This window comes from Bradyrhizobium sp. 18BD (assembly GCF_054185225.1).
Window position 1 is genome coordinate 113268 of record NZ_JAVAYL010000006.1, and the last position, 16098, is coordinate 129365.

12 protein-coding genes are annotated in these 16098 nt (G+C 60.8%); all 12 read left to right on the top strand.

Features of this window, described 5'->3' with window-relative positions:
• Positions 1-21 precede the first annotated feature (21 nt).
• Entirely contained in the window at positions 22-300 is a 279-nt protein-coding gene (locus RAD16_RS13105) for an acyl carrier protein (protein ID WP_458158293.1), read from the top strand.
• 332 nt (positions 301-632) lie between these two features.
• Positions 633-1349, top strand: a complete 717-nt coding sequence (locus RAD16_RS13110) for a nucleotidyltransferase family protein (protein WP_458158294.1) — start codon at positions 633-635, stop codon at positions 1347-1349.
• A 45-nt stretch (positions 1350-1394) separates the two neighbouring features.
• The gene (locus RAD16_RS13115) at positions 1395-2534 is read left to right on the top strand and encodes a DegT/DnrJ/EryC1/StrS family aminotransferase (RefSeq protein ID WP_458158295.1); all 1140 of its coding nucleotides are present in this window, start codon (positions 1395-1397) and stop codon (positions 2532-2534) included.
• Positions 2531-3289 carry a sugar transferase gene (locus RAD16_RS13120; RefSeq protein ID WP_458158296.1) on the top strand — a complete coding sequence of 253 codons (759 nt, stop codon included), beginning with the start codon at positions 2531-2533 and terminating at the stop codon, positions 3287-3289. The genes RAD16_RS13115 and RAD16_RS13120 overlap by 4 nt, the downstream gene beginning before the upstream one ends.
• A complete protein-coding gene (locus RAD16_RS13125; protein ID WP_458158297.1) occupies positions 3276-4316 on the top strand; it encodes an NAD-dependent epimerase/dehydratase family protein in 1041 nt (346 codons plus the stop codon). The genes RAD16_RS13120 and RAD16_RS13125 overlap by 14 nt, the downstream gene beginning before the upstream one ends.
• A gap of 59 nt (positions 4317-4375) precedes the next feature.
• Positions 4376-5647: a polysaccharide biosynthesis/export family protein gene (locus RAD16_RS13130; RefSeq protein ID WP_458158298.1), complete on the top strand. Its 1272-nt coding sequence runs from the start codon at positions 4376-4378 to the stop codon at positions 5645-5647.
• A gap of 260 nt (positions 5648-5907) precedes the next feature.
• On the top strand, positions 5908-6564 hold the full coding sequence (locus tag RAD16_RS13135; protein WP_458158299.1) for a helix-turn-helix transcriptional regulator: 657 nt from the start codon (positions 5908-5910) through the stop codon (positions 6562-6564).
• 269 nt (positions 6565-6833) lie between these two features.
• Complete coding sequence (locus RAD16_RS13140) at positions 6834-8027, top strand: glycosyltransferase (protein WP_458158300.1); 1194 nt, start codon at positions 6834-6836, stop codon at positions 8025-8027.
• Entirely contained in the window at positions 8024-9280 is a 1257-nt protein-coding gene (locus RAD16_RS13145) for an O-antigen ligase family protein (RefSeq protein ID WP_458158301.1), read from the top strand. Before RAD16_RS13140 ends, RAD16_RS13145 begins: the two co-directional genes overlap by 4 nt.
• 3 nt (positions 9281-9283) lie before the next feature.
• A complete protein-coding gene (gene asnB / locus RAD16_RS13150; protein WP_458158302.1) occupies positions 9284-11272 on the top strand; it encodes an asparagine synthase (glutamine-hydrolyzing) in 1989 nt (662 codons plus the stop codon).
• 11 nt (positions 11273-11283) lie between these two features.
• Positions 11284-13152, top strand: a complete 1869-nt coding sequence (locus tag RAD16_RS13155) for a hypothetical protein (protein ID WP_458158303.1) — start codon at positions 11284-11286, stop codon at positions 13150-13152.
• Positions 13153-13343: 191 nt separating this feature from the next.
• Positions 13344-16076 (top strand): AMP-binding protein, encoded by a 2733-nt coding sequence (locus RAD16_RS13160; RefSeq protein ID WP_458158304.1) that lies wholly within the window; start codon positions 13344-13346, stop codon positions 16074-16076.
• The last annotated feature ends 22 nt before the right edge of the window (positions 16077-16098 follow it).

Here is a 16098-nt window from a genome sequence, read left to right on the forward strand (position 1 = left end):
TTTTTATGGAGCCCGAATGCAATGACACTCGTCTTGGCACCCGACCGATGCAAGGAACAGATCCGCGCCTTCCTGACGTCGAATTTCTACATCAGCGACGTCAAAGCACTGGAGGACGACACCTCCCTTCTCGACCAGGGCATCATCGATTCTACCGGCGTGCTCGAGGTAGTCGGGTTCATCGAGACGACCTTCGGCATCGTCGTCGACGACAGCGAGATCTTGCCTGAGAATCTCGATTCCATTCGGGGCATGGCGCATTACATCGCCAGCAAGGTTCACTCGGCCGCCGAGACCTGACCGGCCAGCGACCTTGGCAGGCACAGCAAGCGAGCTCTCGGGAGCTCCGTTATTGGCCGCCGCCCGGAGCTATCTCGGCCGCGCAGGGCAGCGTTATTGGCCTTTCAAGCACGGTCCTTCCCGCGCTGGTCTCATCACCAGGATCACGGGCTGCGTCTTCCGAAACGTCTCCGCTGCCGCGGCGGCATGAACCAACTGCCGGAATGCGTTTCCCGTCAATCGCGATGCTCTCATGCAAACGCACGAAGACGCAGGTTCGGTTTTGCTCCTAATTTTACTTCACCGGCGATACCCCGATTTCAAAAAGTATTTTTGAGTACAAGGAGGTAAAGATGAAGGCAGTAGTACAGTGCGGCGGCAAAGGAACTCGGCTTCGTCCCCATACGTCAATTTTGCCGAAACCTCTCATGCCGATCGGCGCGCGTCCTGTGCTCGAGCTCGTTCTCAAGTGGCTGAGACGAAACGGGATCCGCGAAGTCTTCGTCACGACCGGCTATCTCGGCCACCTGATCCGCAGCGTCTGCGGTGACGGTAGCCAGTGGAATATGCAGATCACCTACACGCAGGAAGTCGAACCCCTCGGCACGATCGGTCCGTTGTCCTTGCTGCGCGAGCAGCTCAATGAGCCGTTCCTGGTCCTCAACGGCGACGTGTTGACTGACCTGAACCTGAACCAGCTCATCCACAATCACCGAAAATCCGACGCCAGCATCACCATCGGCACTTCCGTTCGCAGCACGAAGATGGACTTCGGCGTGATCGACGAAACGGACGGCCACGTGACCGGATTTCGCGAAAAGCCGGAGCTGACGAACCTCGTCAGCATGGGAATCTACTGCATCAACCCCGTTGTCCTCGAACGCATTCCGTCGGGCGTTCCGTTCGGCTTCGACGACCTGATGTTCCAGATGCTCGAGGACGACGTCCGCGTCAACGTCTTCAAGCACACCGGCCTGTGGCTCGACATCGGCCGGGTCGACGACTTCCTGAAGGCCCAGGACATTGCCTGGGACGAGCAGTCACCTGCATTCGCAACTGCGGCTGCGTGACGCAGCGCCGCCTTCTGCACAAGGAATGAACGGGAAGAGGAAGCCATGCTGTTGGTATCAGAGCCGACATTAGGAAACGACGAGAAGGACGCCCTTGCCGCCGTGATCGATAGCGGATGGATCACCATGGGCGATCGGGTGCGGGAGTTCGAGCAAACGTTCGCCGACATGCATGGCGCCGATGAAGCGATTGCCGTCGGCTCGTGCACGGCGGCACTTCACCTGATCCTGCATGGGCTCGGGATCGGACCCGGGGATGAAGTGCTCGTTCCCTCTCTCACATTCGTCGCTACTGCCAATGCCGCGCTCTACGTCGGAGCACGGCCGGTCTTTGTCGACGTCGAGTCCGGGGCGGTTCCCCTGATGTCCGTGGCGGACGCACGGCGCAAATGCACTTCGCGAACGAAGGCCGTGATCCTCATGCACTTTGCCGGCTACCTCGCCGATCGAGAGGAGTGGCAAACCTTCGCTCGCGAAAAGGGCCTGCTCTTGATCGAGGACGCCGCACATGCGCCCGGCGTCAAGGGCGTCGGCACGTACGGCGACGCAGCCGCATTTTCCTTTTACGGCAACAAGAACATGACGACTGCCGAAGGCGGCGCAATCATAACGCGTCACCGGATCCTGAACGATATGATCAAGCGTGGCAGGTCGCATGGCATGAGCAGCAACACGCGCCAGCGTCTCGTCAGCCGCAGCCCCGAATACGACGTGACGCTCCTGGGCTTCAACTATCGAATGGACGAATTGCGCGCCGCGGTCGGCCTCGTTCAGCTCAAGAAACTGCCGGGTTGGAACGACACGAGGCGCCGCCTGTCGCTTCATTATCGGCGGCGCCTTGCTGAGCGTTGTCCCTCGGTCCTGGTGCCGTTCAAGGCGTCGTGGGTATCTGCTCACCATCTACTCCCGGTCGTGCTCCCTGCGGCAAGCGCGCGGCAGCCGCTGATCGAGCATCTCAAAAGATGCGGCGTTCAGACGACGATCCACTATCCTCCCGTGCATCGATTGACGTTTTACCAGGATCTTTATCCAGGCATCAGCCTGCCCAACACCGAGGATTTTTGCGGACGCGAGCTCACCTTGCCGCTCCATCCCGCCATGACTCCCGCCGATGTCGATCACGTGGCGGACTGCCTCGCAGAGGGACTTCAGGCAAGCTATCCCGCGGAGGTCGTCCAGGCATGAGCGAAACGGTAAATGCGGGATGCGCACAGGCGGCAGCTCCAGCCGTGCGCTTGCGGCGCCTCGTCGATGTGTTCGGTGCCGCAGCCGCGATCACTGTCATGCTGCCGGTCCTTCTGCTCATTGCGCTCGCAATCTGGATCGAAGGCGGGCGCCCCATCCTGTACTCGCAATTGCGCCTCGGACTGAACGGGGTGCCGTTCCGGATGTACAAGTTCCGGAAGTTCAGAGCCGATTGCGATGATCGCGGAAGTCCGCTCACGATGGTGAACGACGACCGCATGACAACGATCGGCGAAGTGCTGGCTGCATTCAAGCTGGATGAGCTGCCGCAGCTTTGGAACGTGCTGCGCGGTGACATGTCATTCGTCGGTCCGAGGCCCGAGACGCTCGTATTTTCTGATTGCTTCAGAAACGGATTTGAAAAGATTCTCGAACACAGGCCAGGCCTCATCGGGCCGTGCCAGATTCTATTCCGGCACGAAAATACGCTGTTCCCGCAGGATGGCGATACAGCGGCCTTCTATCGCGAGGTTCTGTTTCCCGCCAAGGCGAAGATCGACCTTGCATACTACCCCAATCGGACCGTCGGGTCGGATCTCGGGTGGGTTCTTCATACCGCCTGGATCATCGTAGGGGAGCCGCTTCTCCGCCTCGTGCGAAGACCCCGGCACAACGACCAGAGTGGCATGGCGCCAGTATCTTTCAGTACGAACTTTGTTTCAAAAGCAGACGGGTGCTCAAATGGCGATCAATAAACCAACTGTGCTGCTCGTTGGTGGCGCGGGTTACGTGGGCTCGGTGATCACCGACCATCTCCTTCGGAACGGTTGGCACGTTCGGTGCCTCGATCAGCTCATCTATCGGAACGAGAGTTGTGTCTGGCCTTATCTGAGCTATCCGCACTACGAATTCATGCACGGTGACATCCGCGATCCGCGTCTCACCAACCAAGCGTTGAAAAACGTGGACGCCGTCGTCGTCCTGGCCGGCCTCGTCGGCGACCCGATCACAAGCAAGTATCCCGACGAAAGTCATGCCATCAATCGAAACGGGGTCGGATCCTTCATCGACTCCATCCAGCATCACCCGGTCGACCGGCTCATCTTTGTCTCCACCTGCTCGAACTACGGGCTGGTGGAGGAAGACAAAGCCGTCGATGAGAACTACCCTCTCGCGCCACTTTCTCTTTACGCCAAGCACAAGGTGGAGATCGAACAGAAAGTCCTGGGTCTCAAAGGAAAGGTGGGTTTTCATCCAACGATCCTCCGCTTTGCGACCGCTTTCGGTCTTTCCTCGCGAATGCGCTTCGATCTCACGGTGAACGAGTTTGCGCGCGAGCTCCATTTGGGAAGGGAACTGCTGGTGTTCGATCCCAACACCTGGCGTCCTTACTGCCATGTTCGTGATTTTGCTCGCGCAATCGAGGAAGTGCTCCAAGCGCCCACCGACAAGGTCGCTTTCGAGGTCTTCAACGTCGGCTGCGAGGAGAACAACTTCACCAAGCTGATGGTTGTCGAGGAGATCTTGAAGCACCTTCCACGATCGAAGGTGACCTATCAGGAGCGCGGCGCCGATCCCCGGAACTACCGCGTGAATTTCGACAAGATCCGTCGAGTGCTGAATTTCACGCCTGAAATCGGCGTTCAGCAAGGCATCGGCGAAATACTCGCCGCCTTGGGCCAGGGTCTGTTCGACCACGTCGAAGAGCGGAAACACTTCTTCGGAAACTACCAGATCTTTCTTCCGACCGCCCACATCCCGGACTTGAAGAAGGCCGTCTAGGAAGGGCCGCAGTCAGCGTCGCGCAGAGCGTCCAGGATCGTTGCAGTGGGAGTTTGTTCGTGAAACCCAAGAAGCGAGGCAAGCCCTCAGGAACGTTCCTGCTCACGTCGTTAGCGGCGCTGCTGTTTGTCGCCACGAATGGACCATCGCTTGCCGGTCCGTACAAGCTCGGACCGGGCGATACGATCGAGATTTCGATCGGCGGCCTCCCCGACCAACGTAACCGTACGCAGATCCAGACCGACGGCACCATCCCGCTTCCCGGAGGGGGAACCGTAGAAGTTGCGGGCTTGACCCCAGCGCAGATGCAGAACCGCATCGAAACGCTGCTGCAAGCCAGGATACTGCGTCAGCGACTGACCGATGGGCGCGATCAGCCGTTCGTGGTCAAGCCCGGCGACGTCATGGCAAGTGTCGTGGAATATCGGCCGGTCTATGTTTCCGGCGATGTGCTCACGCCCGGGCAGCAGGCGTATCGGGCGTCGATGACGGTGCGTCAGGCCGTGGCGGTTGCCGGCGGTTTCAGCCTGCTGCGATCGCGCGGCGTGCAACCGGGCGCCATCGACCCGGCGGATCTCGTGCGAGACTACCAGTCGCTCGCGACGGAATACACCAAGGAATACTTCCATATCGTTCGAACCGTCGCGGAGCTCGACGGCCGCGACACATTCGATGCCACGCCCCCGAACGACATTTCGCTGCCTGCGAGCGTGATCGCTTCGGTCGTGCAGGCCGAGAAGGACTCTCTGAAAACGTCGCAAAACGACTATCGCACGGAACAGCGCTTTCTCGAGGACGCCGTAAAGCAGACGGATGCGCAATTCGCGACCCTGAAGAAGCAACAGGAAGGTGAAGAGAAGGGCGTCCAGGCCGACGAGGAGGAACTCGAACGGGTCATGAAGGCCTTCGGCTCCGGGTTGCTGGCAAGCCCTCGCGTGAGCGAAAGCCGGCGCGCCCTTCTGCTGTCCTCGACCCGGCGCCTGCAGACGAGCGTCGAACTCATGCGGCTCCAGCGCCAACGCGAGGACTTCCTGCGGCAAACCGAGCGCGTGACGAGCCAGCGGACCATCAATCTGCTCCGAGAGCAGAAGGACTCGAACGTTCGGTTGGCAGATCTCCGCGTCAGAATGCAGGCACTCAGTCAAAAACTGCAGCCGATCGGTGGCTCTGGCGCCATCCCCGTCAATGCAGGTGAGCTCAATCCCGACGTGATCGTCATGCGGCGGCTCGGTCAGCAGTGGGACCGGATTCCGGCGTCAGTCGACTTCGATGTCGAGCCCGGAGACGTGATTGAAGTCACATTGCGCCCGGCCGCCAGGCTCTCGAACTGACCCTGCGAAAATAGGTACCCCCTCAAGGGTAAGCTCCACGCGCTCCTTCCGGAGTAGCTTGCGAGTACCCTGCCCAGTCCCCTGCGAGGCGTAGACCCGCCTTGTTACCCCTTCCTTGATCAGAACAGGTCGAAGCCCGAACAACGGGCCGGCCGTTGCCCTCTCCGGCCGCAGCGGGGTACCCCCCATTCAACGTTTACACGCGCGGGGGAATTTTGGAATCTTTGTGGCACATTCACTCCATCGGCTGGGGAATAACAATGTTGAGCTTGAGCCAATCGGCGCCAAGGACAATTGCATTGCAAAATCATTCGACTGAATCGATATTCAATATTTCATCTGCTCTACCATCCGTTCATTCTGAAGCTAGCAACAAATTCGACGGTCTGCGCGGAGTGCTCGCGCGGATCGGATGCGGACAGGTCATGCTCAGGCGCGGTAAGGTCGTCGAACTCAGTCCAGCCGGCCGCGCAATTCTGGAACGTGAATCGCGTGCCAATGCGAGCAACGAAACCCTCTATGGCGCCGTGAAACAACTGGTCAGCCGCGCAGGCGCTCAGTTTCCGGCAGGCTCGACATCCTGGCTGGCGACCTCCACCAAGGAAGGGTTCACCTCCCTGATCAACCAGGTCGCGAATGCATGGTCGGACGAGACCATCGCGTTGATCTTGTTGGATCTTGACGCGCATCCGGAGCCTTCGCCGCGAACCCTGCAGCGCCTGTTCGGCTTCACCGCCGCAGAAACTCAGCTCGCCATCGAGTTGGCGCGAGGCAACAACGTCATCGACATTGCGCGTGCACGAAAACTAAGTCGAACGACGGTACGTTCCCAGCTGGCTTCTCTGTTCGTCAAAACGCAGACACGCCGGCAGGCCGACCTGATCGCGTTGCTCGGGCGCCTCGCCGTCCTGCCTTAACCGGCGCGGCATGCGATGTCCCTGTCGCGAAAAGGGACATCGAAGTTACTCGCGGCGCGTTCGGAAAGCACGCGCTCGCGGTGCGTTGTCCGCGCGAAAAACCCCTTCCGAGCATGTTCGTGAAGCGCGCGTCGCTGCTGTCATTCGAACGCATGAAGACAGGCCGCGGGCACGCCCTAACCTGCTCCCGTGCAAGCTTTTCCGAGAAGATTGGCGCTTTCGAAAAGACCCGGCGCCTCGGCGAGATTGCTCAGAGGTTCGAGAGAGGAATGAACATGGCGCTGCACTTGCTTTGCGTAGGAGGCGAGGATCACGCGCTACGTATCCCGTTCCTGGCGGCGCTGCAGAACCGTGGCCTGCGCGTGAGTGCGGCCGGCACTGGTGCCGTATCCGCATTCGCGAAGAACGGCATCCCGTATCATCGATATCAATTCGACAGATTTGGCGTCAGCCTTTCCGATCGCGCTGCCATGGGTCAACTGGCCCAGGTTGTGAAGCATGCTCGTCCCGACGTGATCCAGACGTTTGACACCAAGCCAAATCTGTTTGCACCGTTGGCCCTTCGCGGCTCCGTTCCCATTGTGCGCACGATCAACGGAATGGGATGGGTATTCTCCTCGACGGAGCTGAAAGCCCTCGCCCTTCGCCCCGTCTATCTGGCGATGCAACGACTGGCTGCGCGCTGGACCGCAGCGACCGTATTTCAGAACAAGACGGACAAGAACTTCTTCCACCGGCACCGTCTGCTTGGAAAGAGCTCGTCTGTCGTCATCGGAGGCTCGGGGATCGATGTCGGCGCCTTCGAGGCAACACAGGCGCAAATGGCCTCGCCTGCCGAGCTGCGCGCCGAACTCGGGCTGGGCGATGCCGAAATCGTCCTGACGGTAAGCCGGCTAACCGTCCAAAAGGGCATTGCGACGCTGCTCGAAGCGGCGAAAATCGTTCATCAGGCACGCCCCAAGGCTCGCTTTCTGCTCGTCGGTCCGCGCGAAAGCGAGGGTCCGTTCGCCATAGATCAGGCACTGATCGAGAGGCACGCACCCTATGTGGTTGCGACCGGTGCCAGAACAGATATTCCCGCTCTTCTGGGACTCGCCGACCTCTTCGCCTTTCCAACCGAATATCGGGAAGGCATTCCCCGCGTTCTGCTGGAAGCCGGATTGGCCGGCGTGCCGATCGTCGCCTCCCGCATGCCGGGATGCGATGACGTGGTCGTCGATGACTGGAACGGCCACCTTGTACCGCCGCGCGACCCACGCGCGCTCGCGGCTGCTATTCTCGATCTTCTCCAGGATTCCACCCGGGCAAAGACAATGGGGCAGCGCTCGATCGGCGTGGTGCGCCGCGAGTTTGATCTGAACTTCGTGGCCGATCGTTATGCCGAGCTTTACAGGGAGCTGCATTCCCGCAGCTCCTCGCATGACGGGCGTCAGACAGCCTACAGCAGCAGTGAAGAACAATGATCAGTAGTGCTCTTCTTGCTCTTGGCCTCATACTTGGGACGGCTTCGCAGCTGCGCCTTCCCGGCGTTCCCTTGGGGCTCGGTGAGGCCTGCCTCGTCCTATGGATCGGTCTCGCATCCCTGCGTCTCCTGGCCGATTCAAGGATAGCAAACCCAAACGCGCTGCTCTGGCTCCTCGCATTCTGGGTCTGCTTCATCTTCATCCAGAGTTTCGGGGCATTCCTGGCGTTGCTGCGCCCGGAGATCATCGACCCCGAGCTCGTTGTGCACGATATCTTCGCATACCTCCTCGTGGCTGCCATCACTTGCCTGGTCGCTGCCACGTTGAGACCCGAAGGCACACTGCGCCAATCGCTATGGTTCCTGATCGGATTCTGGATCATTGCCATGGTCGCACAGCTGGCATTGGGCTGGAGTTACGTCCGCATAGCGTCGGTGGATCCGTGGTACTGGGATCGGTTTCGCGGATGGACGGAGAATCCAAACCAGCTTGCGATCTACTGTGCGGTCCTGACACCATTATCGCTTCACATGGCTCTGACATCCAAGGGATTTGGTCGTCTCGCTGCGGCGTTTAGCTGTGTCGCCACGTTCGTCGTCGGCAGGCTGACGAAGAGCGATACCTTCCTCATCTCGATGTCGCTCTCGATACCCCTGTTCGTTGCGCTGCGCCTGCGAAGCTGGCTAATGTCACCCGAGCATCGACTGAGCCTGCGTTTTGCGGCCGCAATGCTCTTCGTTGTGGCCTTTGTGCCCCTTTCGCTCTCGCTGCTCCCCTACGTGGTGGCAAAGGCGAATAGCGTCGAGGGAATGGCCGCCGGCATGATGAAGGATCGTGGCGGTGAAGCAACGAAAGCAACTGCCAACCTGCGGCTGAGCCTTTGGCAGGACGCCTTGCAAGCCGGACTGGAGTCCGGATCGCTTGGGCTTGGCCCCGGTCCGCATTTGGAGAAACCAACCGGCATCACGGACAAGGGCGTACCGCTTCCGGTGGAAGCTCACAGCACTATTCTGGACGTGTTCACCCAGGGTGGTCTGCCCGGGGTGATCATCATTTTCGGCCTGCTGGCAGGAACGCTTGTGCTCCTGCTGCGCGCACGGCTTGACGCCTTGGCCGTTCTGATCTTTGCGCTCGCCATCTTCAGCATCAGCCATTTCGTCCTTCGGCATCCGACCGTGTGGTTCGCAGTCGCACTGGGCCTCATCCTGGGCTCGGCTCGGCGATCACCGGCGCATGCGCGCATTGGAAATTAGGCCATGTGTGGGATTACCGGAATATTTCAGACGCAGCACGCTTCTCGATCCGCCGACCTGGCGGCGATCGGGCCGATGACGGCTCGCCTGCGCCACCGAGGTCCCGATGCGGACGGTTTCTGGAGCGATCGGGACGCCGGAATTGCGCTCGGACACCGCAGGCTCGCCATCGTCGATCTGTCCGATGCCGGGCGACAGCCAATGCTTTCGAGCGACGGCCGCTTCGTCATTACATTCAACGGCGAGATCTATAACCACAAGCCCTTGCGCCGGGAACTCGAACGCGAAGGCAAGCACTTCACCGGCAATAGCGATACGGAAGTGTTGCTGGGCTTGATCGAAAGGTGGGGGCTCGAGAAGGCGCTCCAGCGCGCCAACGGCATGTTCGCGATCGGCTTGTGGGACCGCCGGAACCGCATGCTGCATCTGGCCCGCGATCGAATGGGAAAAAAGCCGCTCTATGTCGCGCGGACTCCAGGTGCAGTCGTGTTCGCATCCGAGCTGAAGGCCATCGCTGCATTCCCTGACTTCCACCGGGAGATCGACTCCTGCGCCGTCACGGAATTTCTGGCTCGCGGATGGTTGCCGGAGGATCAGTGCATATGGCGAGGCGTCTTCAAGCTTCCCCCCGGCAGCGTCCTCTCCATCCGTACCGAGGACCTCTCGGCCTTGCGGGACAGCACAGCGCTACGGGAAGACGCACGCTCGTGGTGGTCGTTGGCCGATGTCGCGCGCGCGGGTCGCGCAGCACTGGCCACCGCGGATGATCACCAGCTCGTGTCCCAGCTTCACGGCCTGCTTGAAGCCGCAGTCGCCGACCGAATGGTTGCCGACGTGCCGGTCGGGCTGTTCCTGTCGGGCGGAATAGACAGCTCGACCGTCGTGGCCCTGATGCAAGCCCAGTCGGACCGGCCGGTGCAGACATACACGATCGGTTTCGGTGAGCGCGCCTTTGATGAGACGGCCAACGCCGCGGCCGTGGCGCGGCATCTCGGCACGAGCCATACCGAGCTGCGTCTCACCCCCGCAGAAGCCAGAGCGGTCATTCCCGAACTTCCGACCATCTGGGACGAGCCGTTTGCCGATGAATCGCAGATCCCGACGCTGCTTCTCTCTCGGCTCGCAAGGCGGGAAGTCACCGTTGCCCTGTCCGGCGACGGAGGTGACGAGTGCTTCGCCGGATATTCCAGACACGTTCTGTCGGCCCGCTTGGCGCCTCTCCTGAAGTCCAACCGGCCATTGCGGACGATGGCCGCAAGCGGTGTAGCGCTGCTCGGACGCGGCATGCGCGAAGGCGTCGTCGAAGCGCTTCGTCTCCCGGATTGGTTGCAGCGGATGACCCACGGCGACCGGATCAACCGCCTGGCAGACCTTATCGGCAGCAATGACGTCGACGAGATGTACCGCCGATCTACACGACTTTCCGAACTACAGTTGACCCGCGAGCAGGCAGAGGCCGATTCCGATGCGATCCCTCCGCTCAACGATCTTCTGTCCGATTTTATCGTCCGGGATATGCTTGGATACCTCCCGAGCGATATTCTCGTGAAACTCGATCGGGCCAGCATGGCGACCAGCCTGGAGGCTCGCTGCCCGATTCTCGACCATCGCGTTGTCGAGTTCAGCTGGACGTTGCCGAACTCCGCGAAGGTGCGTCATGGTCAGGGCAAATGGCTCCTCCGCCAGGTTCTCGGCCGGTACCTGCCCCCTCACCTGTTCGAGCGACCAAAGCAGGGCTTCGACGTACCGGTCGGCGCCTGGCTGAAGGGACCTCTTCGTTCATGGGCGTCGGACCTCATTTCCGAGTCGCGTCTTCGCAACCAGCAGCTTCTGGACACCACCCTCGTGCAGGACTGCTGGCGGCAACATCTTAGCGGGCGCCGCGATTTCTCACGACCGCTATGGGCCATCCTGATGCTGCAGTCCTGGCTCGATTCATCAGTTGCTTCCGAAACGTCCCGAACGGCGGACGCGATGGAACCGGCGCAGTAGAGGAGCACGCGATGGAAGCGTTCACAGGTAAACGGATTCTGCCGGTGACTGTTCTGCCCCAGGGGCGGCCGCGCGGCGATGAGCCTCCTCCCGATGACGCCATCGCAGCGTTCAAGCACGTCCTGGAGAGCATCAGGCGATACCGGCGCTTCATCCTCAAGATGATCGGCGCAGGCGCGCTGCTCGCGGTGCTGGGGAGCCTTTTCATGTCCCCATCCTATCTCGCGACGGCCCAGCTTGTCGTGAACGCCCCAGGCGCAAACATTCCAGGAGCGCCGGGGAATGCCTCTGCGACCGGCGGCTCGGACGATCCGACCATCGACACGCACGTGACCGTCATGTCGTCCGACGCCTATCTGCGGCGGCTTGTCCCGGCAGTGAGGCTGCTCGACAACCCCACCGGAGGCAAAGCGACCGATTCGCTCCTCGGCATAGCATGGTCGACAGTAAAGCAGCTGCTCCCATTCCGGAAAAATCAACCGAGCGATGGCGCGGCTGTGTCGGCCTTGAAGGGTCGCCTGAAGATCAGTCAGGAACGCAGGTCGCGAGTCATCAGCGTCATTGTCAGCGACCCCAATCCGCAACGGGCCGCCGACCTCGCGAACCTGGTCGCACGATCCTACGCCGATGAGCTGATCCGGCAAAAGCAGGCTGTGGAACTTCAATCCCTGGATGCCATCGCAGCACAATCGGCCGTCGTGCAGCGTGACCTGTCCAAGGCAAAGGAGGAATGGGACGCCATCCAATCAGGTCAGAGCTCGTCATCACAGAGCGCGGCTGCGTTGGAGTGGAAGATCACCAACCTGTCGCAGCAGTATGAAAACCTGCTGCGCAAACGGCAGGAACTGACCACGAAGGGCGTCGTCGCCGAATCGGACGTCACTGTCATCGCGGATGCTACGGCATCGGACTCCCCCAGTTCGTTGAATCCGCTCCTCCTCGTTCCCCCGATTACGATTGTCTTCGCTCTCCTGGCTTGTTTCATCGCCATCATCCTGCGTCACTTCGATCGAAGTCTGCACACGGAGGCCGAAGCTGCTGAAGCCCTGGATATCCCGTGCGTCGGGTTGATACCTTCGATCCCTTTGGAACTGAGCAGCTCGCCGCGGCGGTACATAGAGGACTCGGCCATCTCGTACGACAGGGCCGTCCGCTCTACCGTCGTATCCCTCATGGCCGCTGATCGGGTCTCGCCACGGGCGCAGCAGGTTGTCCTGGTGACGTCCAGCTTGCAAGGTGAAGGCAAGAGCGCGATCGCCTGGAGTTTCGGCTCTTGCGCGGCACAGCTCGGACAGCGCGTTCTGTTCATGGATTTCGCCCAGATACCCCGACGCGCCGGCGGCGAATCTGCCGATCTGTTCAAGCTGCTGGCGCACGACGGAGCGGCGGCCAAGGCCGTCCAGCACATCCCGGAGCTCGGTATCGACTACATCTCGTCAAGTCTGTCCCAGGGAAGCCGCCTGGGGCCGTTGGCGGGCCCGAAGGTCGCTTCGCTATTCGAGCATTTTAGAAACGCCTACGATCTCGTCGTCATCAATGCGCCTTCGCTGGATGATGCGCCGGAAGTGCGACTTCTCGCATCCTGGACCGATCACGTTCTGCTTTGCGTCCGCGCCGGAAGCACGAGCCGAGACGTCGTGCGGAGCGCTCTGAACCGCTTCGCCCGGTCGTCGGACCTGGATACCCATATCAAGTTCTGGTGTGTCCTGGCGCACGGCGTGCCGACCGAAGTTGCTCCAACCGATACCGCGCGGTCGTCGACGTCGACTCTCATGCTCTACTTCCACCGTTTCAGAACGGCGGCGGCACGCTGGATGAGCATCGAGCCGGTCATCAATGTTTCCGAACGAGCTGAACCTGGTTTGAGGACACGGAAATGATCAAGCTGGGTGAACGTTAATCACCCGGCCCCATTGATGCGGCAAAGAAGCCGATAACCAGGCGGCGACGGCAAGCCGTCTCCTGGATCCGGCGCCGCCCAATGCCGGGTAGTCCTCAATCAGCCGACAATCGCATCCTTCGTTTGAAGTATGCGTCCCCAACCCGGGGTGGCATACGTTAGGGCAGGAACATGACGGGGATGGTGATGCAGCTTCAGACCCTTAGCGGTACACATCCGTCTGGTGGTTCAAGCGACGCTCTCGACACGCACCTGTCCTCCACCGTTCAGCAACTTCCTGGGCGCTGGCTGACTCCTGTGGAAGTGCCTCTCGATCTGCACGGCCCGGTCGATCAAGCTTTCGATCCCCTTGGCGCCGGCTTCGCCGACACATGTGCGCTCGACCACCTGATCTCGGTCAATGCGAGGTTTGGCAACAAGATCGCAATCGACGACGGCACTTATTCCTTTACGTACACACAACTGCTGTCCCGAGTCTTGACGTTGGCTCAGGCGATCGAGGCTCTCGTCCCGGAGGGCGAGGCCGTCGGATGGTTGTTGCGCGCATCGGCCTGGCAGCCAATCGTCATGCTCGCCTGCATGGCGGCCGGACGAATCCTGGTCCCGCTCAATCCACGCGATCCGGTTCAGCGGCTCGTCGGCATCGCCACTGCCGCACGAATTTCCGTACTGATCGGACGGGATATTGGCGATTCCGCCGAGTGGGTCGAGCAAACGGGCCTGCTCTGGCTTGACGCTGCGAGCGCCAGCGAACGTTCCGCAGAAAACTCCGCGATCGCGAAGGTTCCGGTCGATGCGCCTGCCGTCGTGCTCTACACCTCCGGCAGCACCGGAGCGCCAAAGGGCGTCGTGAACAGTCAACGCAACTTGCTCCAGCGCGTCCAGCAATATGTGGATGCATGTCACATCGGCGCCGCCGACGTTTTCATGCCTCTCAGCGGCCCCACGACGATCGCTGGTTGCCGCGAGATGCTGTCAGCCGTGTTGACGGGGGCGAAACTGCACATCGTCGACGTCGAGCTCCTCGGGTTGCGCGGCGTTCTTCGCCAGATCGTTACGCAACAGGTGACGATTACCTACGTTGTACCAGCCTTGGTACGCGCACTGATCAGCGCAAGCCGGCAAGCCGACTTCGACTCGCTTCGCTTGATCCGCATCGGCGGCGAGAAGGTGCTGTGGACCGATATCGCGCTGGTCCGAAAAGCGGTGAAGCCAAGTTGCTTCATTCAGGTCAGCTATTTGTCGACGGAAACCACCGGCACCCAGTGGTTTCTACCCAAGGACTGGCCGGAGGATGGTGTCAGCGTTCCAGTTGGCTATCTTCTTCCGGGCATCTCCTATGCCGTGGTCGACGAAAACGGAAAGAACGTCCCGTGCGGTGAAGTCGGCGAACTGGTTATCAAGAGCAGGTACGTCATGCTCGGATACTGGGAAGGCGGACGGCTTTCTCCGGCGCTGCCTGCCCCGGACGCCCCAAAGTCCCGCATCTACCACACCGGCGACCTCGTCGTCGTGGATACCCATGGACTGATGCGGATCGTTGGACGCAAAGGACGCCAGCTCAAGATCAATGGTCAGCGTGTCGAACCGGCCGAGCTCGAGAGTGCGCTGCGCAAGCTCGCCTATGTGAAGGACGCCGTGGCCGTCGTGACGGATGCGAACGAACTGGTCCTTTTTGCATCGCCTGCCAATCCATTGAGGCCTCACTTCAAGACCGAAATTCGCGACTCGATCCGACAGGCCGTTCCTGCAGCATTACACCCGACCCGGTTGCACGAAGTCATGGAGATTCCCCGCCTTCCGGGAGGAAAGATCGATCACGGCGGGCTGAAACTGCTCGATCTGGAAAGCAAGACGACCTCGCCCACGCCTGTGCCGACCGTGCCGAGAATGGCCGACGCCAACAAAGCCGTGCAACAGGTGTGGAGCAGCATCCTCGGCGTTCCGGAAGCCGCCGGACGCTGGGACGAGGCCGGCGGCGACTCCCTGAAGCTTCTGCGCTGCGTCATGGATCTCGAAGAGCTGATTGGCCACGAACTCAACATGGCAGCGTTCACGGTCGATATGAGCGCCGAAGACATGATCCTGGCCGTCGCCTCGGTAGATAGGCCGGCGCCACAGCGTCCCGACCACCAGATCCTCCCAAGTCTGGTCATACTGCCCGGCTCGATGGGGTACGGCCCGAGTATGGCAGCGTTCGGCGCTCAGCTGGGCAAGGTGGCGCGGGTCATACCTATTCGCTATCCGGACCTGACCTGGAATCTCGCTGGGTACGATTCAGTCCAGGAAATGGCCGCCCTGGCCGTTGAACAGATCAATGCGGCCCAATCACTCGGCGACGTTCGCATGATCGGCTATTCCCTTGGCGGCGGCGTCGCCTTCGAGGTTGCGAGCCGATTGATTGCACAGGGGCGCGCGGTCAAATTCCTGGGCATCCTCGACACCAATGTGGGCCCTCGCAAGGCAAATCACCGCGAAGCTTTCTCACGCACCCTGCAGCGGATTCGATCTCATCGCGTGACCATCTATCGCATGCTTTGTCGCTCCGTTGCGAAGCTTGCCGCGCGTACCGGCCAGGAGGTTCGATTCTGCAGGCTCATCGACGCCATTCATTGGTCGCGCTTGGCGAACACGCGTTTCATGCTCAAGCTGGAACTGGAGGAGCTCCTCCGGATGCGCGCTTTCGGGCGATGGCTTTCGGACAGAAAAACGCGCCTGCCCATCAAGGGAACGGTCTTCGCATGCCATCGGCCGGGCGTAACGCCGCGCCTCGGATGGGACTCTCTCTTTGAAGAACTCGAGGTGATTCCGATCGCCGGCGGGCATCTTGATCTGGTGGTCGAGCCGCACCTCTCGGTCAACCGCCCCGTGATCGAGCGCGCGATCACAGCGTCCTGCCCTTGATCCACGACAAGTGCATTTGAGG

What these genes read in the sequence shown, in the direction of transcription:
- RAD16_RS13105 (WP_458158293.1), top strand. Translation starts at nt 22, where the DNA reads ATGACACTCGTCTTGGCACCCGACCGATGCAAGGAACAGATCCGCGCC.
- RAD16_RS13110 (WP_458158294.1), top strand. Translation starts at nt 633, where the DNA reads ATGAAGGCAGTAGTACAGTGCGGCGGCAAAGGAACTCGGCTTCGTCCC.
- RAD16_RS13115 (WP_458158295.1), top strand. Translation starts at nt 1,395, where the DNA reads ATGCTGTTGGTATCAGAGCCGACATTAGGAAACGACGAGAAGGACGCC.
- RAD16_RS13120 (WP_458158296.1), top strand. Translation starts at nt 2,531, where the DNA reads ATGAGCGAAACGGTAAATGCGGGATGCGCACAGGCGGCAGCTCCAGCC.
- RAD16_RS13125 (WP_458158297.1), top strand. Translation starts at nt 3,276, where the DNA reads ATGGCGATCAATAAACCAACTGTGCTGCTCGTTGGTGGCGCGGGTTAC.
- RAD16_RS13135 (WP_458158299.1), top strand. Translation starts at nt 5,908, where the DNA reads ATGTTGAGCTTGAGCCAATCGGCGCCAAGGACAATTGCATTGCAAAAT.
- RAD16_RS13140 (WP_458158300.1), top strand. Translation starts at nt 6,834, where the DNA reads ATGAACATGGCGCTGCACTTGCTTTGCGTAGGAGGCGAGGATCACGCG.
- RAD16_RS13145 (WP_458158301.1), top strand. Translation starts at nt 8,024, where the DNA reads ATGATCAGTAGTGCTCTTCTTGCTCTTGGCCTCATACTTGGGACGGCT.
- asnB (WP_458158302.1), top strand. Translation starts at nt 9,284, where the DNA reads ATGTGTGGGATTACCGGAATATTTCAGACGCAGCACGCTTCTCGATCC.
- RAD16_RS13155 (WP_458158303.1), top strand. Translation starts at nt 11,284, where the DNA reads ATGGAAGCGTTCACAGGTAAACGGATTCTGCCGGTGACTGTTCTGCCC.
- RAD16_RS13160 (WP_458158304.1), top strand. Translation starts at nt 13,344, where the DNA reads ATGACGGGGATGGTGATGCAGCTTCAGACCCTTAGCGGTACACATCCG.